Below are 21214 nucleotides of genomic sequence, written 5' to 3' on the forward strand. Positions count from 1 at the left end.
TTCGGCCGCCCGCGCTGGCCGACGAAGTGCTTGCCCTTGTGCTTGAGCGCCGGAGCATTCCCGCGCGGCTCGATCCGGCCGCCGCCGTCGGGAAGCTCGTACTTGAGAGCGCCGGTCAGCGCATTGGCCTCCGCCAGTCGCAGCTTGAGGATCTGGCCGATCGAGAAGACCGTGCCCGTCTCGTCGCCGACCAGCACTTTGGCTTTCTCATCGAACGTGAATCGCTCGTCCCCCAGCGTCGAGACCGGGACCAGACCGTCACCGCCGAGGCCGACGATGGTGGCGAAGAAGCCGAACTTCTGGACGCCGGTGATGCGCGTGTCGAACACTTCGCCCACACGGCTCGCCAGCCAGGCGGCGACGTAGCGGTCGATCGTCTCGCGCTCGGCCTCCATGGCGCGGCGCTCGGCCTGGCTGATCGCGTCGCTGACGCGGCCGAGGTCTTCGCGGTCACGCTCCGACAGGCCTGACAGCGCCGGAATGTCGGCTTTTGGCTTCGGCTGCTCCAGCCCATAGGCATCGACCAATGCGCGGTGCACCAGAAGGTCCGCATAACGCCGGATCGGCGAGGTGAAGTGCGCGTAGGACGCCAGCGCCAGCCCAAAGTGGCCGGCATTGGCGGGGCCGTAATAGGCCTGCGTCTGGCTGCGCAGGACCGCTTCCATGATGAGCGCCTTCTCGGTCTCGTCGGTCACGTCCTTGAGCATGCGGTTGAACAGGCTGGGCGTGATGACCTGCCCCATCGCCAGCTTCTTGCCGAAGGTCGCGAGATAGTCCTTGAGCGCCATCAGCTTCTCACGGCTCGGCGTCTCGTGGATGCGGTAGACGACGGGCGCGGTCTTCGCCTCCAGCGCCTTGGCGGCGGCGACGTTGGCGGCGATCATGAAGTCCTCGACCACGCGGTGGGCATCGAGCCGCTCGCGGATCGCGATCTCGGTGATGCGGCCCTTCTCGTCCAGCTTCACGCGGCGTTCGGGCAGTTCGAGTTCGAGCGGATCGCGGTTGGCGCGCGCGGCGGCGAGTGCCTTCCACGCGGCCCACAGATTGGTCAGGTGCTCGGCCGCGCGGCCCTCGTCGATGCGCGCCTGCGCTTCTTCATAGGCGATCACTTCGTCGATGCGCACGATCGCGCGGGTGAAGCGCCAGTCGGTGATCTTGCCCTCGGCGTCGATCTTCATGTGGCAGGCCATCGCCGCGCGGTCTTCTCCGGAGCGGAGCGAACAGACGTCGGCGCTGAGCACTTCGGGCAGCATCGGCACGACGCGGTCGGGGAAGTAGACCGAGTTGCCGCGCCGACGCGCCTCGCGGTCGATCTGGCCGCCCGGGCGCACGTAGAACGACACGTCGGCGATGGCGACGAGCGCGTCGAAGCCGCCCTGCCCGTCCGGTGCAGCCCAGATCGCGTCGTCATGATCGCGCGCGTCGGACGGATCGATGGCGACGATCGGCAGGTGCCGCAGGTCTTCGCGGTGCTCGGCGCTGAGCGGCAGCTTGGCGGAAACCTGCGCCTCTTCCAGCACTTCCTCGATGAAGTGGTTGGGAATGCCGTGCTTGTGGATGGCGATCAGGCTGAATGACTTGGGCGCCAGCGGTTCGCCGAGCACTTCGGTCACCTTGACCGAAGGCCGCGCCGAACGGCCGATCGGCACGCCCAGCACCAGCTCGCCCGCCTTCGCCTCGCCAAGATCGGAGATCGGCGAGGAATTGCGGATGCGCTTGTCCACCGGCGCCAGCCAGGGCTTGCCGCCGCCGTCGATCTCGACGACGCCGAGGATCTGGTCGGCGCGCAGTTCCAGCTTCTTCATCGGGAAGGCGCGCCAGCCGGTAGCGCTTTCCTCGGTGCGCGACAGCACGCGGTCGCCCTTGCGCAGCGCCGAGCCGCGCCCCTTCTCGATCAGGCGGATGCGCGGCGGCGGGGTGGCGTCATCGGGCTGCCAGGTATCGGGGACGGCGATCGCCTCTCCCTCGTCGATGTCGATCACGCGCAGGACGGTGACCTTGGGCAGCCCGCCCATCTTGTGGAAGGCGGTACGCTTGCCGTCGATCAGGCCCTCTTCGGCCATGTCCTTGAGCAGCGCCTTGAGCTGGATCTTTTCATTGCCCTTGAGGCCGAAGTGGCGCGAGATTTCGCGCTTGCCCGCAGGTTCGCTCGAGTTCTGGATGAAGTCGAGGATCTGCTTGCGGGTGGGCAGTCCCGGCGTGGGGCGATCCTTTGCCGAACGATCCTTGACCGGACGGTTGGCGGTGAGCCGATTGCCTGAGGTTCGGTTATTGGCGGGGCGGTTGTTTGCGGGCATCCCACGCAGATGCCCCCTGCAGCCGTGCAATGCAATCTCGCAGGCGCGAATTGCCCCCGGAAGCCAGGCCGCCTTGTGTGATCGCTCGTCTCATCCCCCTATTTCGTCATTGCTTCGCTTCGCTCGCAATGACGAAAAGTGGGCCTTAGATGTGATCGGGCTCCGCACCATAACGGTTGGCGCCGTCGCTTGAGGGCCAGACGCCGAACACGATGATGAGCAGCAGGGGCACATAGCCGAGCATGCCGTTCATCATCACGCTGGCCTGCGCCTCCTGCAGCTTCACCATGTCGCCGCTCTGGGCGATGATCATCATCTCGGCGACCTTGTCAACCGAAGCGACCGCCATGCCTAGCGCCGCGAACTGGATCAGCGCCGTCAGCCCGGCGATCCAGCCCGGCTTGTCGGAATCGTGCAGCCGCCGTGTGAACGAGGCAACCAGCAGACCGGTCAGTACGAGTGTGCTGGCGACGGAAGCCCAGACCGAAGTGCGCATCATCCCCGAAAGGCGGCTGAACATGCGCTTCTGCATCTCGGCTTCGCTCAGCCCCTGCTTCGCAGCCTCGAACACGTCTGCCATCATCGGTGCCGTCATCACCATCGAGATCACGATGGAAATCACGATCTGGATGATCGCCAGGAACAGGAAATAGAACCAGAAGGCCGAGCGACCCTCGCGTCCCTTGAAGTTGGTCAGGTTCGCGAGGTTGTATTTAATCGCTGCGATCATCCGGAGCCCCCGTGTGAAATCAGTAAGACCCCATTCAGTAGGATCGGGCGACGTATATCTTCTCCACGGCGCCACGTCCCGTGAAAATGCAGTTACCGGTCGCGGGTTCGGCGCCCAGCGGCGTATTGCGCATGGTGAGCTTAAGGCCCTTGAGCTTCTGCACCACCGCTTCGAGTTCATCACCGGTCGGGCGCGCCCACTCGACTTCGACCCAGCCCGGATAGCGCTTGTCCTCGGCGAAGAACGCCGCGAGTTCCTCGAAGCTGGATGCCTTCGAGATGTTCGCGTCGCGCCTGGCCTTTGCTTCGGCGTGGAGCGAGGCCTGGATGTCCTCGATCTCGGCCGAAGCGCGGGCCACGAACTCGTCGTTGGCGAGGCCGACGAAGTTCGCTTTGCCCGCCTCGGTCCACAGCTTGTCGCGGCGCAGCATCGAGACCTGACCGCCCGCCGCATCGCGCCCGCCGATCTCGAGGATCAGCGGCACGCCCTTCTTGACCCAGGCCCAGCGCTTCTGCGTGGCCTTGCCGGGGCGCTTGTCGAGCAGCACGCGCACGCTTTCGCCAAGGGCCGACTGGCCGACGAGGGCCTTGCGCAGTTCCTCGCAGTAGGCGAGCAGCGCGTCGTCCTCGGGCGTGTCGCGCAGCATCGGCAGGATGACGATCTGGTGCGGCGCCACGGCGGGCGGCACGCGCAGGCCGTCGTCGTCGCCGTGCGTCATGATGAGGCCGCCGATCATGCGGGTCGAGGTGCCCCAACTGGTCGTGTGGGCATACTGCTGCGTGCCCTCGCGGTCCTGGAAGGTGATTCCGGCAGCATGGGCGAAGCCGGTGCCGAGGTAGTGCGAAGTGCCCGCCTGCAGCGCCTTGCCGTCCTGCATCATCGCCTCGATCGAATAGGTGGCGACGGCGCCGGGGAAGCGCTCGTTCTCGGGCTTTTCACCGGCCATGACGGGCATCGCCAGCTCGGTCTCGGCGAAGTCGCGGTACATTTCGAGCGCGCGCAGCGTCTCGGCCACCGCATCGTCCCGGTCGGCGTGAGCGGTGTGGCCTTCCTGCCAAAGGAATTCGCTCGTGCGCAGGAACATGCGGGTGCGCATTTCCCAGCGCACCACGTTGGCCCACTGGTTGACCATCAGCGGCAGGTCGCGCCACGACTGAACCCAGCGCGCCATCGCCTGGCCGATCACGGTTTCGGAAGTGGGGCGCACGATCAGCGGCTCTTCCAGCTTCGCCTCGGGATCGGGCACGAGGCCGCCCTTGCCGTCACCGACGAGGCGGTGATGGGTGACGACCGCCATCTCCTTGGCGAAGCCCTCGACGTGCTCGGCTTCCTTGGCGAAGTAGGAGAGCGGGATGAACAGCGGGAAGTAGCAGTTCTGCACGCCCGCCGCCTTGATGCGGTCGTCCATCAGGCGCTGGATGCGTTCCCACACGCCGTAGCCCCACGGCTTGATGACCATGCAGCCGCGCACGCCCGATTCCTCGGCCATTTCGGCTTCGGAGATGACTTCCTGATACCACTGGGCGAAATCATCTTCGCGCTTGGTGGAGAGAGCGTGGCGGATCGCGGTCTTCTGATTCATGGCGCGCCTGTTAGCGGGACTTGGCGCAAGGTTCAAATGAATGGCGACGCGCTCCGCACGACCCTTCGACAAGCTCAGGGTGAGCGGGGGGTAGTGCAAACCTCCCAAACCCGCTCAGGCTGAGCTTGTCGAAGCCCCCGAAAGCCCGCGCGACCTTAGAACATCTCGGCCAGATCTTCCGGAAAATACGGTTCCTCCAGCGCGGCCAATGCCGCGCGGTCGAACCAGCGCCAGCTGCGCATCACCGAGCGTTCCAGTTCGGTGTGGCCGCCGGTGTCGATCGCCTCGGGATCGGTGCCCGCAGGAGTGCGTATGCGGAAATAGCGCTCGTCGGCCGTCACCGGCACGCCTTCGATGGTGATGAAATCGGCGATCCGCTGCGCCACTTGCGGTCCCGGCTCGGCAACGAAGCCGGTTTCCTCCAGCAGTTCGCGCCTTGCCGCGTCCTCGTAGCTTTCGCCGGGATCGACCGCCCCGCCCGGCGTACACCAGAACGGCGGACGGTCGGGCGGGTCGAACCGAAACAGCAGTACGCGCTCAGCCGGATCGAGCAGAATGATGCGCGCGGCAGGGCGAGCGACGCGGGAGGTCATCGCTTCGCCCCTTCGGCTTGCTTACTTACCCAGCGCGTCGAGGCGCTTCTGGATTTCAGCCATCTGGTCGCGCAGCGCGGAGAGATCGCCTGCGTCCTCGGCGGGCGGCGCCTTGGTTTCCGGCTGCTTTTCCGCGCCGGGCATGAACGCGGAAGACGCAGCGCGGAACATCGCCATGTTCTGCTCGGCCAGCTTGGCAAGCGGGTTGTTGCCCAGGCTGTCCTCGAACGCCTTGGCGAGCTTCGCCTGGTTGGCGCGAAAGTTCTCCATCGAGGCTTCCAGGTAGTGCGGAATCAGCGACTGCATCTGGTTGCCGTACATGCTGATGAGTTCGCGCAGGAAGTTGACGGGAAGCATCTGCTCACCGTTCGATTCCTCTTCCATGATGATCTGGGTGAGGATCGTGTGGGTGATGTCGGCGCCGGTCTTGGCGTCGAGAACCTTGTAGTCCACCCCTTCGCGCGTCATCTTCGAGAGATGATCGAGCGTGATGTAGCTTGACGAACGGGTATTGTAGAGCCGCCGGTTAGCGTACTTTTTGATGATTACGGTGTTGTCTTCGCCAGACGCCGTTTCAGTCATTTCCAGTCCCCATTTGCCGGATAGTTAAGTTACCATTCCGGGATATCGCATTGCAACACAAATTGCTGCGCAGCAAAAGAGGAAATCGGCGGAAATTCCGCGATTTTCAGCGCCCGAACCGCCTGCCGAGCAACGTCAGCAGCTCATATTGCGACAGCCCCGTGGTGGCCGCAGCCTCAGGCAGTGCATAGTCCGCCGTGATCCAGTCGCCTTCCGTAACGTCGGGAGCATGGGTGAGATCAACGACGGTAAGGTCCATGCTCACCCGGCCGAGTACCGGCAGAATCGTTCCTGCAGCGCAAAAGCGTCCCTTGCCGGACCAGCAGCGCAAATAGCCGTCGGCATAGCCGAGGGCGATCGTCCCCACGCGCATCGCGGCGGGCGCGGTGAAAGTCGCGTTGTAGCCGATGGCCTCGCCCGCTTCGACATGACGGACCTGCAGGATCGCGGTTTGCGGGCGAACGACCTGGCGCAGCATGGGCGCCATCTCCGGCCGGGGCACTCCGCCGTAAAGGGCAATGCCGGGGCGGGTCAGATCGCCGTGATAGGCCTCGCCCAGCGCGATGCCGCCGCTGTTGGCGAGGCTTGCCCGCTTGTGGCGAACCCGCGTGCGGGCATCGTTCCAGCGTTCGCACTGGATGGCGTTGAGCGGCGTGTCTTCCTCGGCGGCCACGAGATGCGAGAGCAGGACGTCGATCTTGAGCTGTGCCAGCATCGGCTCGCCCAGTTGGTCCAGCGTCACGCCCAGACGGTTCATCCCGGTATCGACCATCAGGTCGCAGCGCCCGCCTCCGGCGTCGATCCAGCGCCGCGCCTGTTCGAGCGAGTTGATGACCGGCTTCACGTCCGTCGCCTGCGCATAAGCGGCGTCCTGCGGCGTCAGCGGTCCGTGGAGAACAGACAGCGAGCCGGGGCTCGCCACTTCAAGTACCGCGCGGACTTCCAACCAGTGCGCCACGAAGAAATCGTCACATCCAGCGGCTTGCAGCACAGGTACGACCTTGTGCACGCCGAGGCCGTAGGCATCCGCCTTGACCGCCGCCCCTGCCCGCGCGCCGCCCGACATGCGGTCGAGCGCGCGCCAGTTGGATTGCAGCGCGTCTTGGTCGAGATCCAGGCGGAGCGCCGGAGCGGGCAGGTCGGAATACGAAGTCACGTGATGGCCCATAGACCCAGCTGTCGTGCCGGGGCAACTCGGCTGCAGTCGCTCAGATGCGGGAGATCGCCTCGACCGCCGCATCCCATGGCAGCAGGACCGCACCGTGCCGCGCAGGATAGTCCCGCGCGGCGGAGATCGCGGCGAATCCGGGCCATTGCGGCAATGCGCCCTCGCCTGCCAGCCACGCTACCACGGCGGCGCGCGTCGCAAGGATGTCCTTGACGGACGCGCCCGGTGCATTGCGGGCGAAGATGGCGGCAGATGCCTGCCCGATCGCGCAGGCATGGCTGCGCAGCCCGACGCGCGCGATCGCACCGGCATCGTCGAAGGCGAGGCCCAGCGCTATCGTGCTGCCGCAACTGCGCGAACGGGCTTCGCCGCGCAGGGGCAAGTCGTCGGTCAGCGGATGACGGGCCAGTTCGATCGCGAGTGCGAGAACGTCCGGCGTATAAAGTACGGCCGTGGACACGCCGGTCTTACTGCGCTTCGTGCGCTGCTGCGGCCGCATGGGCCTCGGCACGGCGTTCGGCGATGAGCTGGACCAGCGCTTCGCTGCTGGCGTTGATGAAAGGGTAAGTCCGGGCCTGCGTGATCCATTCGGGGCGTCCGCCGATGCCCCAGATCGTGTCGTAGCCCAGCACCAGCACCGAGAAGCCGAGTACGATCACGATCACGCCCTTCACCGCGCCGAACCCGAAGCCCAGCACCCGGTCGATCGGCCCGAGCACCGAGGCGCGGCTCTTGGCGCCGGCCCACTTGGCCACTAGCTTCACCGCCAGGAACGGAATGCCCAGCAGCAGCGCGAAGGCCAGCACTGCCGCTCCCGAATCCGAACTGATGTAAGCGCCGAGCACCGCCGTCAGCGGCGTATGGAACAGCCGGATGGCGAAAATGGCGAAAATCCACGCGGCAAGTGCAAGGATTTCCTGCACGAAGCCGCGAATGAAGCCGGTAATGGCGCCAATTCCCACGAAGAGGAGGACGGCGATGTCGAAGCCAGTCATAGACTCGCTGAATTAGGCATCGGACAGGATGCGGTCAACGAGGTTGGGCAGCATCGTCAGCCCGGAAAACGTCAGGCCCTTTCCCGGCACCGGACCGTTCGCAGGACCGAACGCTTTCGAGAACCCCAGCTTGGCCGATTCGCGCTGCCGGATCGAGGCATGGGCCACCGGCCTGATCTCTCCGGCCAGCGAGACTTCGCCAAACCATACGGCATCGGTGGACAAGGGCTTGTCGCCGAGCGCCGAGACCAACGCCGCCGCCACCGCAAGGTCTGCGGCCGGATCACCGAGCCGGTATCCGCCCGCAACGTTGAGGTAGACTTCGGCATTCGAGAAACTGAGCCCGCAGCGCGCCTCCAGCACCGCCAGCAACATCGCCATGCGGCCCGAATCCCAGCCCACCACCGCGCGGCGGGGCGTGGCGCCGCTCTGCAGCCGGACGATAAGCGCCTGGATTTCCACCAGTACGGGGCGGGTGCCTTCCATCGCCGGGAACACGGCGCTGCCCGCCATCGGTTCCTCACGACCCGAGAGGAAAAGCATCGAGGGATTGCCGACTTCGGCCAGCCCCGAGCCTTCCATCGAGAACACGCCGATTTCGTCCACCGGGCCGAAACGGTTCTTGATCGAACGCAGGATGCGGTACTGGTGGCTGCGCTCTCCCTCGAAGCTCATCACCACGTCGACCATGTGTTCCAGCACGCGGGGGCCGGCGATGCTGCCGTCCTTGGTGACGTGGCCGACGAGGACAAGGGTGACGCCGTTTTCCTTGGCATAGCGGATCAGTTCGAAGGCACAGCCGCGCACCTGACTGACCGTGCCCGGCGCGCCTTCGATCTGGTCGGAATGCATCGTCTGGATCGAATCGATCACCAGCAACGATGGCTTATCCATCATCCCCAGCGTGGTGAGAATATCCCGTACCGACGTTGCCGCCGCGAGCTGGATCGGCGCCCTGGACAGCCCGAGGCGCTCGGCCCGAAGGCGCACCTGCCCTGCCGCTTCCTCACCGCTGACGTAGACCGACAGCCCTCCTGCTTGGGCGACGTTGGCGGAAACCTGCAGCAGCAGCGTGGACTTGCCGATACCGGGATCGCCGCCCATCAGAATGGCGGAGCCGGGCACGAGCCCTCCTCCGAGCGCGCGGTCGAATTCCGATATGCCGCTCGTCTGCCGCCTGGGCACTTCGCCGGGCTGGTCGAGCGGGGTGAACTGTATCGGACGTCCGCCCGAGGACAAATCATGCTTCGCCGAGAACACCGTCTGCGGCGCGTCCTCCGCAAGCGTGTTCCACTCCCCGCAATCCGGGCATTGGCCCTGCCATCGGGTGGAGACGCCCCCGCAGGCCTGGCAGACATATCGACGTTTGGGTTTCGCCATGCCGCCCGCGTAAACGGAACGGAATGAGAACGCAATTGCCAATCCTGTAACCCTGCGTAAGATAACCCGCATGCAGCAAAAAGAACTGCGGATCGCTCTGGTCTGTTATGGGGGTGTCAGCCTCGCCGTTTACATGCATGGCGTCACAAAGGAGCTGTGGAAGGCCCTGCAGGCGAGCCGCGCCGCGTGGGCGAACGCGGCTGACGAGGAGGCGCCGCAAGGCAGCGCCGCGGTTTATCTCGACCTGCTCAGACGGCTCGAGACTGCCGGCAACTTGCGCCTCCGGATACTCACCGACATCGTCGCGGGAGCGAGCGCGGGCGGAATCAACTCCATCTTCCTGGCGCAGGCGATCAATTCCGGCCAGTCGCTGGAGCCGCTGACCGACTTGTGGCTCGATACCGCCGACGTGGACGTACTGCTCGATCCCGAGGCGAAGCCCTGGTCGAAAGCCGCGAAGTTCTGGGCGACCCCGCTTGTCACTTATCTGCTGCACCGCCCGGGCAACGCCGTCAGCGAAAGCGTAGCACCCGAGACACGGGCGGAAGTGCGCGAGAAGCTGTCACGCCTCGTGCGCTCGCGCTGGTTCGAGCCGCCGTTCGGAGGGATCGGCTTTTCGCGACTCCTGCACCGTGCACTGACGGCGATGAGCAAAGTTCCGGCTGGTCGGCCTTTGCTGCCGGCCGGGCACCCGCTGGACCTCTTCGTGACGGCGACCGACTTCAAGGGCCATCTGGAGACGCTGCGCCTCCATTCCCCTCAGATGGTACTGGAAAGCGAACATCGCCTGACCTTCAGCTTCCGCGCGAAAGTCGGCACGCAAGGTGCTGCGCTGGCGCCGATTCCCGAGCTGGTGATGGCGGCGCGCGCCTCGGCGAGCTTCCCGGGCGCCTTCCCGCCTCTGCAGATCAGCGAGATCGATCGCCTTGTCGACGAACAGGGCGAGGCCTGGCCGACGCGCGATGCGTTCCTCGCCCGGATCATGCCCGAGCATGCCCGGCGCGGCGATCTCGGCTGCGTTTCGCTCATCGACGGCTCGGTGCTGGTGAACGCGCCGTTCGCCGATGCCATGGAAGCCCTGCGCGACCGTCCCGCCGCGCGGGAAGTGGACCGGCGCTTCGTCTACATCGACCCCACTCCCGACCATCTCGGGGCGGAGATGCGCCGGGACAACCAGTTGCCGGGGTTCTTCCCGGTGATCTTCGGTTCGCTTTCCGCCATCCCGCGCGAGCAGCCGATCCGCGACAACCTCGAGGCGCTGGAGCAACGCTCGCGCGAGATGGCGGCGCTGCGCGAAATCGTGGTGGCGCTGCGCCCGGAGATCGAGGAGACGGTAGAGAAGCTGTTCGGGGGAACCTTCTTCCTCGACCGACCGACACCGAAGCGCCTCTCGGCATGGCGCACCAAGGCGCAGTTCGCGGCGTTCGAGCAGGCGGGCTTCGCCTATCACGGCTATGCGCAAGTCAAGTTCAGCGGCATCACCGCGATGCTGGCGCGCATGGTCTTCGAAGCGGCGCCCGAACTCGAACTGCATTCACCCGAGCCGGTGCGTGACCGGTTGATCGCACATCTTGCCGCGAACGGCCTCGACCGGGCGCAAGGGCTGCGGGATGCGCATTCGCCGGCGATGATCGAGTTCTTCCGTACGCACGACCTGCCCTTCCGGGTGCGGCGTCTGCGGTTGCTCGCCCGCCGCGTGACGCAGGAGTGGGAGGCCGAGCCCGGCGTCACCGATCAGGACCGCGACGCAGCCCGCACGGCCATCTATCGTGCGCTGGCGCTTTATATCGACCGGGAACCGCTAGTCGCGCTTGGCGAGGATTTTCCGGCGCTGGCGCGCATGTTCTTCGAAGATCCTCAGTCCGTCGTCGATCACATGGCGCAGGCAAGGAGTCTGCTGGAAACCGACGCCGCAGTGGACGAATTGCTGGCCGAGGCATTGTCCGCCATGCCGCAGGCGCTGCGGCGGCGCGTGCTGCTGGCCTACCTCGGCTTCCCGTTCTACGACACCGTCACTCTTCCTCTGCTGCGCGGCGAGGGGCTGACCGAGTTCGATCCCGTGCTGGTCGATCGCATCTCGCCTGAGGACTGCCACGCGATCCGCGACGGACTTCGCGAGGAAACGCTGCGCGGCAAGGAGTTCTTCAACTTCGGCGCGTTCTTCAGCCGCAGTTACCGCGAGAACGACTATCTTTGGGGACGGCTCCACGGCGCCGAGCGGATGATGGACCTCATGGCCTCGACGCTGTCGGCGGAGCATGCGATTTCCGCGCCGGAACTGCTGGGGTTCAAGCGACGCGCATTCCTGGCGATTCTCGACGAGGAGAAGCAGCGACTGCGCGCCGACCCGGGGCTGGTGCAGCGGATCCGGCGCGAGGTCCTGGCGGGGAAATAGGAAGCCACAGTTCGTCATCGCGAGCGTAGCGAAGCAATGGCGAGGTTGGAAAGGGGAGCGGGTGAGCCAAAATCGGCCCTACCCGCTCGCCACTTACTCCGTCAGGTCGGTCCAGGCGTCCTTGATGCGGTCGAAGAAGCCCTTCGACTGCGGGCATTCGTCGCCGGTCTCGGTCGACTGCAACTCGCGCAGGATTTCCTTCTGGCGTGCCGACAGCTTGGTCGGGGTTTCCACCGCGATCTCGATCACGAGGTCGCCGCGGCCGCGGCCCTGCAGAACCGGCATGCCCTCGCCGCGCTTGCGCAGCTGCTTGCCGGACTGGATGCCTGCCGGAATGTCGAGCTGGATCGCCTCGCCGTCGATGCCGGGAATCTCGATCGAGCCGCCCAGCGCCGCCGTGGTGAAGGTGATCGGCACCTTGGTCACCAGTGTCGTCCCATCACGCTCGAACACCCGGTGGCGCTTGACGTGGAGGAAGATGTAGAGATCGCCCGGAGGCGAGCCGAACGGCCCGGCCTCGCCCTTGCCGGAGAGGCGGATGCGGGTGCCCGAATCGACGCCCGGCGGAATGTCCACCTGCAGCGTCTGTGGCTTGTCCACCCGGCCCTCGCCGCCGCACGAACGGCAGGGCTTCTCGATCACCTCGCCCCGGCCGTGGCAGGTGGGGCAGGTGCGTTCGACCACGAAGAAGCCCTGCTGCGCCCGGACCTTGCCGTGGCCGCCGCACATCGAGCAGCCGCGCTTGCCGGTGCCGGGCTGTGCGCCCGAACCGTTGCAGGGTTCGCACGATTGCGAGACTTCGATGGTGATCTCGGTGCTCTTGCCCCGGAACGCTTCGTCGAGGCTGACTTCCATGTCGTAGCGCAAGTCGGCGCCGCGCCGCTGCTGCTGACGAGCACCGCCACCGAAGGCGCTGCCGAAGATGGATTCGAAGATGTCGCCGATATCGCCGAAGTCTCCGCCGCCCTGGCCGCCGCCTGCGCCCTGCTGGAACGCGGCATGGCCATAGCGATCGTAGGCCGCGCGCTTCTGCGGGTCCTTGAGGCAGTCGTAAGCCTCGCTGATCTGCTTGAAGCGCGCCTCGGAATCAGCGCAGCCCGGGTTCTTGTCCGGGTGGAAGCGCATGGCGAGCTTGCGGTAGGCCGACTTAAGGACCTTGTCGTCCGCCGTGCGCTCCACCTCGAGCAGTTCGTAATAGTCGATTTCAGTCGCTGACACGTGATATTTCCCCGTCGGAATACCTTAACCGCCACCGGCGCGGTTTGCACAGGTGGCGGCCAGGGTTTTCATCAGGACTTGTCAGCCCTTGTTTTCGTCGACTTCCGAGAACTCGGCGTCGACCACGTCGTCGTCGGCCTTGGCGGCTTCCGGCGAAGCAGCGGAAGCCTGCTCCTTCTCGTAGATGGCCTGACCGACCTTCATCGCCACCTGGGTCAGTTCCTGAGCCTTGGCGTTGATTTCGGTCGCGTCGTTGCCTTCCAGAGCGGTCTTGGTCGCGGCGATCGCGGCCTCGACTTCAGCCTTGAGCGAAGCGTCGATCTTGTCGGCGTGCTCACTCAGCTGCTGCTCCGTCGCGTGGACGAGGCTGTCGGCCTGATTGCGGGCCTCGGCCGATTCGCGGCGCTTCTTGTCCTCTTCGGCGAACTTCTCGGCGTCACGGACCATCTGGTCGATGTCGCTGTCCGAAAGGCCGCCCGAGGCCTGGATGCGGATCTGCTGTTCCTTGCCGGTGCCCTTGTCCTTGGCGGACACGTTCACGAGGCCGTTGGCGTCGATGTCGAAGGTCACCTCGATCTGCGGGACGCCGCGACGCGCCGCCGGGATGCCGACGAGGTCGAACTGGCCGAGCAGCTTGTTGTCCTGCGCCATCTCGCGCTCGCCTTGGAACACGCGGATCGTTACCGCCTGCTGGTTGTCCTCGGCGGTCGAGTAGACTTGGCTCTTCTTAGTCGGGATCGTCGTGTTGCGGTCGATCATCTTGGTCATGATACCGCCCAGCGTCTCGATGCCCAGCGACAGCGGGGTCACGTCGAGAAGCAGCACGTCCTTGACGTCGCCCTGCAGCACGCCGGCCTGGATCGCCGCGCCCATGGCGACGACTTCGTCCGGGTTCACGCCGGTGTGCGGCTCCTTGCCGAAGAAGTCCTTCACGACTTCACGCACCTTGGGCATGCGGGTCATGCCGCCCACGAGCACGACTTCGTCGATGTCCTTGGCCGAAAGACCGGCATCGGCGATCGCCTTGCGGCAAGGTTCCAGCGTGCGCTGGATCAGGTCGGCAACCATGCGCTCCAGGTCGGAACGGGTGATCGTCTCGACGAGGTGCAGCGGGGTGGTTGCGCCGCCTTCCATGCGTGCGGTGATGAACGGCAGGTTCACTTCGGTCGTCGCGGTGGACGACAGTTCGATCTTCGCCTTTTCAGCCGCTTCCTTAAGGCGCTGCAGCGCGAGCTTGTCGGTCTTGAGGTCGAGGCCTTCCTTGGCCTTGAACTTGTCCGCCAGCCATTCCACGACCTTCGAGTCGAAGTCTTCACCGCCGAGGAAGGTATCACCGTTGGTCGACTTCACCTCGAACACGCCGTCGCCGATTTCCAGAACCGAGACGTCGAAGGTGCCGCCGCCGAGGTCGTAGACCGCGATCGTCTTGCCGTCCTGCTTGTCGAGGCCATAGGCCAGCGCCGCAGCGGTCGGCTCGTTGATGATGCGCAGGACTTCGAGACCGGCGATCTGGCCGGCGTCCTTGGTCGCCTGGCGCTGGGCGTCGTTGAAGTACGCAGGAACGGTGATGACCGCCTGCGTGACCGTCTCGCCCAGATACGATTCGGCGGTTTCCTTCATCTTCTGGAGCGTGAAGGCGCTGATCTGCGAGGGCGAATAGTCCTCGCCGCCAGCCTGAACCCAGGCATCGCCGTTCTTGCCCTTGACGATGTGGTACGGAACCAGCTCGGTGTCCTTCTTGGTCACCGGGTCGTCGAAGCGGCGGCCGATGAGGCGCTTCACCGCGAAGATCGTATTGTTGCCGTTGGTCACGGCCTGGCGCTTTGCAGGCTGCCCGATCAGGCGCTCACCATCCTTGGTGAAAGCGACGATCGAGGGCGTGGTGCGCGCGCCTTCTGAATTCTCGATGACCTTGGGCTTGCCGCCGTCCATGACGGCGACGCAGCTGTTGGTGGTGCCAAGGTCGATACCAATTACTTTAGCCATTATCCCCATTCCTCACGTCAGTGGGTGACACCGTGCGGATCGCCTCCCTTACACAAGGCAAGGCAGCTTGCACGGCTCGGTGACGTTCCAAGTCGTCGAGGCCGGATATAGGTGACGTTTCGCTTGGAACAAGCCTGTGTGAATGGCATTAGGCGCAACGATTCAGAAACGGGGCATAACAAAGGGAAATGCCTGTGACCAAACGTAACCTGCCCCCCCGTGCCTCGCTGGCCCTGATCTGCTCCGTGGCGCTGATTTCCATGGTCGCCGGTTGCGGCAAGACGCCCGACAGCCCGACCGAATCGAATGAGGCCACCCTTTCCGGCCCCGACGCCAAGCCCGGCATGGTGGCCAGCGACGGCAAGCTGGTGCTTCCGATCGTCGCGGGCCGCCCGGGCGCAGTCTACTTCACCGTGCGCAACGACGGCGCCGAGCCGGTTACGCTGGCAGGTGTCCATGTCTCGGGCGCGGCCAAGGCGGAGATGCACCAGAGCAACGGCGGCAGCATGGCCAAGGTGGACAGCCTGCCGATCGACCCGGGCGCCTCGATGGTCTTCGCGCCGGGCGGCCTTCACGTGATGGTCTTCGACGTCTCGCCCGATCTCAAGCCCGGCGGCAAGGCGGAACTGACGCTGACCTTCTCCGATGGTGACAAGCTGTCGATGCCGCTGCAGGTCGAGGCCCTGGGGAGCGATACGGGGGGCGGTGGCATGAACCATGAGGGCATGGATCACGGCTCCATGGAAGGAATGCAGCACTGATCGTCGGTCCGGCTGTGGATCAACGGGGCGAGCGGGCGCTGACGGCGGGCGAGGTCGATCTCGTCGGCTCGATCTTCGGAGATGCGGTGGACTGCGCGCCGGTGCGTGTCCGTCGCCGCCGATGGTTCCCGTTCCAGCCCGTCAACACGGTCATGGCGCCTTGCGGGCACCTGCACTTCCATCCCCGCAGCGATCTCTATCTGGATGATTTCTCGCACGCTGCGCCGGGACTGCAGGGGTTGTTCATCCACGAGATGACCCATGTGTGGCAAACCCAGTGCAAGGGACGCTGGTATCTGCCACTGATGCGTCATCCGCTATGTCGTTACGATTATGTGCTGAGGCCGGGCTGGACACTCGATCGCTATGGCATCGAGCAGCAGGCGGAGATCGTGCGGCACGTCTTTCTACTGCGTGAGGGGCTGCACTTTCCCGGAGCGCCGGAACTGGCAGCCTATCGCGGGATTCTGCCGTTCCGCTGAAAGAAAGGCGCGAACACCGCCGTGTCCGCGCCTTTCTTAATTCTATTCCCTGAGAGGATCAGCAATCGCGATCCCAGTAACGGTCGCCGCGACGATCGTAACGATAGCAGCCACGGTCGTTCTTCTTGGCCTGCGAACCCGCCACCGCGCCCGCTGCAGCGCCGATCGCCGCGCCGGTGCCGACGTCACCGCCAGCGATCGCGCCAACGCCCGCGCCGAGCGCGCCGCCTGCAAGGGCGCCCTCGCCCGCATAGTTTCTCGCGCAGCCACCGATGCTCAGCGCACCGGCGGCCAGAATGGGAAGGATGAGCTTGCGCATCGATGTTCTCCGAAAATTCTGTAGCCTATACACGAGTGAACGGAGGCGCGCGCGTGAGGTTCCCCGGCAACAATACGATACGGCCCACCTCCGGTATTTGCGGAGGCGGGCCGAATGTTCAGCTTAATAGAGAAACTCGATCAGTCCGGCTTCTTGGCTACGGCAACCATAGCCGGACGCAGGAGGCGGTCCTTGATCATGTAACCGGCCTGCATTTCCTGCAGGACCGTACCCGGCTCGGCATCCGCCGAAGGAAGCTCGATCATCGCCTGGTGCTGGTTGGGGTCGAGCGGCAGGCCCATCGCGGCGATGCGGGTGATGCCGTGGCTGGCGAAGACCTTGTCGATCTCACGACCGGTGGCCTCGATACCTGCAACGAGGCCCTTGAGCTTGTCGTCTTCGCGCAGTTCCGCGGGGATCGCGGTCAGCGCGCGGGTGAGATTGTCGGACACCGAGAGGATGTCGCGCGCGAAACCGGTCGCGGCATAGGCGCGGGTGTCGGCGATGTCCTTTTCGAGGCGGCGGCGCACGTTCTGCGTTTCGGCGCGGGCGTAGAGTACGTCCTGTTCGGCCGTAGCCAGTTTCTCGCGCAGCTTCGCGATTTCCTCGTTCTCGCCCTTGGTGTCCACGAAGTCCTCCGGCACGCCCTGAAGTTCCTCTGCCACTGCGGGATCTATGGCGGGCGACTGCGTCTTGTCGTCGGTCATTTGTTCTTTGGTTCCAGCTATCCGATGAGCTTGCCCAGGCTCTGGGCAGTGAAGTCCACCATGGGGACGACGCGCGCATAATTCAACCGAGTCGGCCCGATTACCCCCACCACGCCGACTACCCTGCCCTCACGGTCGCGATAGGGCGAAGCGATGACCGAGGACCCGGAAAGCGCGAAAAGCCGGTTCTCCGAACCGATGAAGATGCGCGTCGACTGCGCCTCGCGCGCGGTGTCGAGCAGGTCGGCGACCGACTGCTTGTTCTCGAGGTCGTCGAGCAGCGAGCGGACGCGTTCGAGGTCGGTCAGCGCCGCCTCGTCGAGCAGGTTGGCCTGCCCCCGCACGATCAGAACCGGCCTTGCAGTGGCATCCTCGCTCCACACGGCAAGACCACGCTCCACGAGATCGCTGCTCGCAGCATCGAGGGCGGACTTGCCCGAAGCGATTTCCGCGCGCATCGCTCGCGCAGCCTGCGCCAGCGTGCGACCGCCCAGATGCGCGGAGATGTAGTTGGAGGCTTCCTCCAGCGCGCCGGAGGGAAGGCCCATTGGCAGTTCCAGCACGCGGTTCTCGATCCCGCCATCTTCGCCCACCAGCACCGCCAGCGCCCGGCCCGGTGCCAGCGGCACGAGTTGCAGGTGCATGAGTCGCGGCTCCCGGCGCGGCACCATGACCACGCCTGCACCCGACGAGAGGTTCGAAAGCAGGGCGCTGGTAGCCTCCAGCGCCGCTTCGATCGGCCCGGGCGCGGCGATGCGGCGCTCGATGGCCTGTCGTTCCTCGGCTGTGGGTTCGGCCACCTGCATGATGCCGTCCACGAACAGGCGAAGCCCCGCCTCGGTCGGCAGGCGCCCCGCGCTGGTATGCGGTGCGGCGAGCAGCCCCAGCCCTTCGAGGTCTGCCAGCACCGAACGGATCGAGGCGGACGACAGGCTCACCCCGCCCGGCCCGGCGAGCGTCTTCGAGCCCACTGGCACGCCGGTCGCCAGATACCCCTCCACTACAAGGCGGAAGATGTCGCGGGCGCGGGTGGTCAGTTCGGTGATCGGGGGCGTGGGCATATCGCGTGTCAATTTAGCCATCGCTCTTGAACCCTCAAGCCCAATGCGCCTAGGGCGAGCGGGTATTTTCACGACGAGGATTCCCAAGAATGCGCCCTTCCGGCCGTGCACCTGACGAAATGCGTGCCATCGACATCCAGACCGGCTTTACCAAGCACGCGGAAGGCTCTGTCCTGATCTCCTTCGGCGACACCCGCGTGCTGGTCACCGCCTCGGTCGAGGAGAAGGTGCCGCCGTTCCTGCGCGGCAAGGGCGAAGGCTGGGTGACGGCGGAATACTCGATGCTGCCCCGCGCCACGCATACCCGTGGCAGCCGTGAAGCCGCCAAGGGCAAGCAGTCGGGCCGCACGCAGGAAATCCAGCGCCTTATCGGCCGCTCGCTTCGCGCCGTGGTCGACATGAAGAAGCTCGGCGAACGCCAGATCGTGCTCGACTGCGACGTGCTGCAGGCCGATGGTGGCACCCGCACCGCCTCGATCTCGGGCGCCTGGGTGGCGCTGCGCCTTGCCGTCGACAAGCTGATGGCCGACGGCAAGATCAAGGAAGATCCCATCACCGCGCGCGTCGCCGCGATCTCCTGCGGCATCCATCAGGGCACCCCGGTGCTCGACCTCGACTACATCGAGGACAGCGGCGCCGACGCCGACGCCAACTTCGTGCTGATCGAAGGCGGCCTGATCGCCGAGGCACAGGCCACCGCCGAAGGCGCGACCTACGACGAAGAGGGCCTGCTGCGCCTGCTGCGTCTCGCCCGCATCGGCTGCGAGGGCATCTTCGCGGCGCAGGCCAAGGCGGTCGGCCGCTGATGACGCGCAAGCTCGATGGATCGAAGCTGGTCATCGCCACGCACAACGCGGGCAAGCTGCGCGAGATTTCCGCGCTGCTGGCCCCGTTCGGTGTGGACTGCGTCTCGGCGGGCGAGCTTGGCCTGCCCGAGCCGGAGGAGACCGGCACGACGTTCGTCGAGAACGCGCTGCTCAAGGCCCATGCCGCTGCGAAGGCGGCGGGGCTGCCCGCTCTGGCGGACGACAGCGGGCTTTCGGTGACGGCGCTCGGCGGCAGGCCGGGCGTCTACACCGCCGACTGGGCGGAACGGCAGTGGTTCGAGGGTGAGCCCGGCCGCGACTGGTACATGGCGATGGGCAAGGTCGAGGGCCTGCTCAGCGAGCAGGGACCGGATGTGGACCGCTCCTGCTGGTTCACCAGCGTCCTCGCCATCGCATGGCCCGAGGGCGACGAGGCTATATACGAAGGTCGAGTTGACGGCACCTTCTCATGGCCGCCGCGCGGCACGATGGGCTTCGGCTACGATCCGGTGTTCGTGCCGCAGGGCCGCGACGTCAGCTTTGCGCAGCTCACCGTCGCGGAAAAGCAGACCATGAGCCACCGCGCCGACGCTTTCGCGAAGCTGGTGGCCGACCAGTTCGGCGATGCGGCAGGCGGCTGACGCCATTCGCCTTGGCCGGGAGGCGGCCGCGAAGGGGCAACTCGGCGCGGCCATCCGGCATTTTCGCGCGGCGCTGGAGCAGGTGCCGGGCGATCCGGCGATCACTCTATGGCTTGGACAAGCGCTCTGCGCGTCCGGGCAGCTCTACGAAGGCGTGCCGTGCCTGCGCGATGCGGGCCTGGCGCGTCTGTCCGGTGGTATCGCTCCCGCAGACCTGCTCCCGGTCGCGCAGCTGCTGCAGAGGGTCGGCGATCCGGCGGCCTCGCTTGCGCTCTTGCAAGGCATCGCCGCAAGCGGCCTCGACGAGTTCGGTTTGTGGCATGCAACCGCCACTGCCGCCGCGCAGTTGTCGCGCCACGAACTGGCGCTCGACGCCTGCGAGCGCGCCTCGCGGCACGCCCCCGACGCGACCGCCCTTTCAGTCCTGACTGCAAGCATAGAGATCGATGCCGGAAGGGCGCATGATGCAGCGGCCCGGCTCGACGCCGTTCTTGCCCGCGAGGCTCCCGTTCGCGACAGAATGCGCGCCCATCGGGAACGCGCTCGTGCGCTGGACAGACTGGGCCGCTGGTCGGAGGTCTTTCCCGACATCGAGGCCGGAGCCGCGCTCACCGCGCAAGTCCCGGAATATGCCGCGCAGGATGCCGGTGTGGTCGCCCGCATCCTGAAACGGGACGCTGCGGATTTCGACGCCGCCATGGTTGCACGCTGGCGCCGGGAGGCACCGGCCGACGACCATCCAGCGCCTGTGTTTCTCATCGGCTACCTTCGCTCCGGCACCACGCTGATGCAGGAGGTTCTCGCCTGCGCGCCCGGCGTCACGGTCGCCGACGAGGCGCCGCTGCTGTCCGGCACGCAAGCCGCTATGCGGCTGGGACCGTCTCGCCTGAGTGCCCTCGATGCCCTCGATCGCAGCACCGTCGCCGCGCTGCGGGCGCGCTATCGGGCACTTGCGGCCATACGCCTGGGGCCGGGAGTTGCCACCGGCCGCCTCATCGACAAGTTCGCGCTCAACGTGATCGACCTGCCGGTGATCCAGCGCCTGTTCCCGGAAGCGCCGATCCTGTTCATGGTCCGAAGCCCACGCGATGCCTGTCTGTCAAGCGTCCTGCAGATGATGCCGCCCTCGCCTTCGACTGTGAACCTGCTGCGCTGGGATGACGCGGTGCGCTTCCACGCGCTGATAACCGGCGCATGGCGGCGTTGGCGCGATGCGCTGGGATTGCGGGCCTGCGAAGTACGCTACGAAGCACTTGTCGATGACCTCGAAGGCACCATGCGCGCGGTGCTGCCCGCCCTCGACCTGTCATGGACCGAGGGCATGCGCGATTTCCACAAGAGCGCCGCCACGCACGCCATCAACACCCCCAGCCGCAGCCAGGTGACCCGGCCGCTGAGCCGCGCTTCGGTGGAACGCTGGCGCAACTACGAAGCCGAATTCGCATCGGTGGAACACCTGCTCGTCCCCGCCCTCGACGATTGGGGCTATTGACTTCGCGCGCCTATCCGCG

General features: G+C 65.9%; 20 protein-coding genes. 6 read left to right on the forward strand and 14 right to left on the reverse strand.

What is annotated here, in order from left to right; genetic code table 11:
* The 9 genes from rnr to radA all read right to left on the reverse strand — a co-directional run.
* Positions 1-2297 (reverse strand): ribonuclease R (rnr, locus tag ACYPYD_RS18440; protein WP_459664691.1); only part of this gene is annotated, 2297 nt, incomplete at its 3' end.
* A gap of 145 nt (positions 2298-2442) precedes the next feature.
* Entirely contained in the window at positions 2443-3027 is a 585-nt protein-coding gene (locus tag ACYPYD_RS18445; RefSeq protein WP_036523161.1) for a DUF805 domain-containing protein, read from the reverse strand.
* Between the two features lie 34 nt (positions 3028-3061).
* Complete coding sequence (proS, locus tag ACYPYD_RS18450; protein ID WP_459664693.1) at positions 3062-4609, reverse strand: proline--tRNA ligase; 1548 nt, start codon at positions 4607-4609, stop codon at positions 3062-3064.
* Positions 4610-4764: 155 nt separating this feature from the next.
* Positions 4765-5202 (reverse strand): NUDIX hydrolase, encoded by a 438-nt coding sequence (locus tag ACYPYD_RS18455; RefSeq protein WP_285022021.1) that lies wholly within the window; start codon positions 5200-5202, stop codon positions 4765-4767.
* Between the two features lie 21 nt (positions 5203-5223).
* On the reverse strand, positions 5224-5784 hold the full coding sequence (gene phaR / locus ACYPYD_RS18460; RefSeq protein WP_008832732.1) for a polyhydroxyalkanoate synthesis repressor PhaR: 561 nt from the start codon (positions 5782-5784) through the stop codon (positions 5224-5226).
* 106 nt (positions 5785-5890) lie between these two features.
* Complete coding sequence (alr, locus tag ACYPYD_RS18465) at positions 5891-6940, reverse strand: alanine racemase (RefSeq protein WP_459664695.1); 1050 nt, start codon at positions 6938-6940, stop codon at positions 5891-5893.
* Between the two features lie 52 nt (positions 6941-6992).
* Positions 6993-7451 (reverse strand): iron-sulfur cluster assembly scaffold protein, encoded by a 459-nt coding sequence (locus ACYPYD_RS18470; RefSeq protein WP_271183324.1) that lies wholly within the window; start codon positions 7449-7451, stop codon positions 6993-6995.
* Complete coding sequence (locus tag ACYPYD_RS18475; RefSeq protein ID WP_459664697.1) at positions 7420-7947, reverse strand: CvpA family protein; 528 nt, start codon at positions 7945-7947, stop codon at positions 7420-7422. Before ACYPYD_RS18475 ends, ACYPYD_RS18470 begins: the two co-directional genes overlap by 32 nt.
* 12 nt (positions 7948-7959) lie before the next feature.
* Entirely contained in the window at positions 7960-9327 is a 1368-nt protein-coding gene (gene radA / locus ACYPYD_RS18480) for a DNA repair protein RadA (RefSeq protein ID WP_459664699.1), read from the reverse strand.
* Positions 9328-9397: 70 nt separating this feature from the next.
* Here radA and ACYPYD_RS18485 point away from each other — a divergent pair, with 70 nt between their 5' ends.
* Positions 9398-11722: a patatin-like protein gene (locus ACYPYD_RS18485; protein WP_459664700.1), complete on the forward strand. Its 2325-nt coding sequence runs from the start codon at positions 9398-9400 to the stop codon at positions 11720-11722.
* Positions 11723-11815: 93 nt separating this feature from the next.
* On the opposite strand, the gene dnaJ is transcribed toward ACYPYD_RS18485, so the two are convergent.
* Together dnaJ and dnaK are read right to left on the reverse strand one after the other, a co-directional pair.
* Positions 11816-12940, reverse strand: a complete 1125-nt coding sequence (gene dnaJ, locus ACYPYD_RS18490) for a molecular chaperone DnaJ (protein ID WP_008832738.1) — start codon at positions 12938-12940, stop codon at positions 11816-11818.
* Positions 12941-13021: 81 nt separating this feature from the next.
* The gene (gene dnaK / locus ACYPYD_RS18495) at positions 13022-14926 is read right to left on the reverse strand and encodes a molecular chaperone DnaK (protein ID WP_008832740.1); all 1905 of its coding nucleotides are present in this window, start codon (positions 14924-14926) and stop codon (positions 13022-13024) included.
* A gap of 188 nt (positions 14927-15114) precedes the next feature.
* Here dnaK and ACYPYD_RS18500 point away from each other — a divergent pair, with 188 nt between their 5' ends.
* The gene (locus ACYPYD_RS18500) at positions 15115-15687 is read left to right on the forward strand and encodes a copper chaperone PCu(A)C (protein WP_459664703.1); all 573 of its coding nucleotides are present in this window, start codon (positions 15115-15117) and stop codon (positions 15685-15687) included.
* A 14-nt stretch (positions 15688-15701) separates the two neighbouring features.
* Positions 15702-16169 carry a vgr related protein gene (locus tag ACYPYD_RS18505; RefSeq protein WP_459664706.1) on the forward strand — a complete coding sequence of 156 codons (468 nt, stop codon included), beginning with the start codon at positions 15702-15704 and terminating at the stop codon, positions 16167-16169.
* A 58-nt stretch (positions 16170-16227) separates the two neighbouring features.
* Here ACYPYD_RS18505 and ACYPYD_RS18510 read toward each other — a convergent pair whose 3' ends face one another.
* From ACYPYD_RS18510 to hrcA, 3 genes are all read right to left on the reverse strand, one after another.
* The gene (locus tag ACYPYD_RS18510) at positions 16228-16488 is read right to left on the reverse strand and encodes a hypothetical protein (protein ID WP_459664708.1); all 261 of its coding nucleotides are present in this window, start codon (positions 16486-16488) and stop codon (positions 16228-16230) included.
* Positions 16489-16628: 140 nt separating this feature from the next.
* A complete protein-coding gene (gene grpE / locus ACYPYD_RS18515; RefSeq protein WP_459664710.1) occupies positions 16629-17195 on the reverse strand; it encodes a nucleotide exchange factor GrpE in 567 nt (188 codons plus the stop codon).
* 17 nt (positions 17196-17212) lie between these two features.
* Entirely contained in the window at positions 17213-18256 is a 1044-nt protein-coding gene (hrcA, locus tag ACYPYD_RS18520; RefSeq protein WP_036523137.1) for a heat-inducible transcriptional repressor HrcA, read from the reverse strand.
* 89 nt (positions 18257-18345) lie between these two features.
* Here hrcA and rph point away from each other — a divergent pair, with 89 nt between their 5' ends.
* From rph to ACYPYD_RS18535, 3 genes are read left to right on the forward strand one after another with little or no spacing between them, the layout of a single operon-like run.
* Entirely contained in the window at positions 18346-19062 is a 717-nt protein-coding gene (gene rph / locus ACYPYD_RS18525; RefSeq protein ID WP_008832746.1) for a ribonuclease PH, read from the forward strand.
* Positions 19062-19703: an RdgB/HAM1 family non-canonical purine NTP pyrophosphatase gene (gene rdgB / locus ACYPYD_RS18530; protein ID WP_459664712.1), complete on the forward strand. Its 642-nt coding sequence runs from the start codon at positions 19062-19064 to the stop codon at positions 19701-19703. Before rph ends, rdgB begins: the two co-directional genes overlap by 1 nt.
* Positions 19687-21195: a tetratricopeptide repeat-containing sulfotransferase family protein gene (locus ACYPYD_RS18535; RefSeq protein ID WP_459664713.1), complete on the forward strand. Its 1509-nt coding sequence runs from the start codon at positions 19687-19689 to the stop codon at positions 21193-21195. The genes rdgB and ACYPYD_RS18535 overlap by 17 nt, the downstream gene beginning before the upstream one ends.
* The last annotated feature ends 19 nt before the right edge of the window (positions 21196-21214 follow it).

This window comes from Novosphingobium sp. 11B, from assembly GCF_054589055.1.

Excerpts from the sequence above, each read along its gene's own strand:
- ACYPYD_RS18455 (WP_285022021.1), bottom strand. The coding sequence starts at position 5,202 with ATGACCTCCCGCGTCGCTCGCCCTGCCGCGCGCATCATTCTGCTCGAT.
- ACYPYD_RS18470 (WP_271183324.1), bottom strand. The coding sequence starts at position 7,451 with ATGCGGCCGCAGCAGCGCACGAAGCGCAGTAAGACCGGCGTGTCCACG.
- rph (WP_008832746.1), top strand. The coding sequence starts at position 18,346 with ATGCGCCCTTCCGGCCGTGCACCTGACGAAATGCGTGCCATCGACATC.
- phaR (WP_008832732.1), bottom strand. The coding sequence starts at position 5,784 with ATGACTGAAACGGCGTCTGGCGAAGACAACACCGTAATCATCAAAAAG.
- ACYPYD_RS18500 (WP_459664703.1), top strand. The coding sequence starts at position 15,115 with ATGCCTGTGACCAAACGTAACCTGCCCCCCCGTGCCTCGCTGGCCCTG.
- ACYPYD_RS18510 (WP_459664708.1), bottom strand. The coding sequence starts at position 16,488 with ATGCGCAAGCTCATCCTTCCCATTCTGGCCGCCGGTGCGCTGAGCATC.
- radA (WP_459664699.1), bottom strand. The coding sequence starts at position 9,327 with ATGGCGAAACCCAAACGTCGATATGTCTGCCAGGCCTGCGGGGGCGTC.
- proS (WP_459664693.1), bottom strand. The coding sequence starts at position 4,609 with ATGAATCAGAAGACCGCGATCCGCCACGCTCTCTCCACCAAGCGCGAA.
- dnaK (WP_008832740.1), bottom strand. The coding sequence starts at position 14,926 with ATGGCTAAAGTAATTGGTATCGACCTTGGCACCACCAACAGCTGCGTC.
- ACYPYD_RS18475 (WP_459664697.1), bottom strand. The coding sequence starts at position 7,947 with ATGACTGGCTTCGACATCGCCGTCCTCCTCTTCGTGGGAATTGGCGCC.
- hrcA (WP_036523137.1), bottom strand. The coding sequence starts at position 18,256 with ATGCCCACGCCCCCGATCACCGAACTGACCACCCGCGCCCGCGACATC.
- rdgB (WP_459664712.1), top strand. The coding sequence starts at position 19,062 with ATGACGCGCAAGCTCGATGGATCGAAGCTGGTCATCGCCACGCACAAC.
- ACYPYD_RS18535 (WP_459664713.1), top strand. The coding sequence starts at position 19,687 with ATGCGGCAGGCGGCTGACGCCATTCGCCTTGGCCGGGAGGCGGCCGCG.
- grpE (WP_459664710.1), bottom strand. The coding sequence starts at position 17,195 with ATGACCGACGACAAGACGCAGTCGCCCGCCATAGATCCCGCAGTGGCA.
- ACYPYD_RS18485 (WP_459664700.1), top strand. The coding sequence starts at position 9,398 with ATGCAGCAAAAAGAACTGCGGATCGCTCTGGTCTGTTATGGGGGTGTC.
- ACYPYD_RS18445 (WP_036523161.1), bottom strand. The coding sequence starts at position 3,027 with ATGATCGCAGCGATTAAATACAACCTCGCGAACCTGACCAACTTCAAG.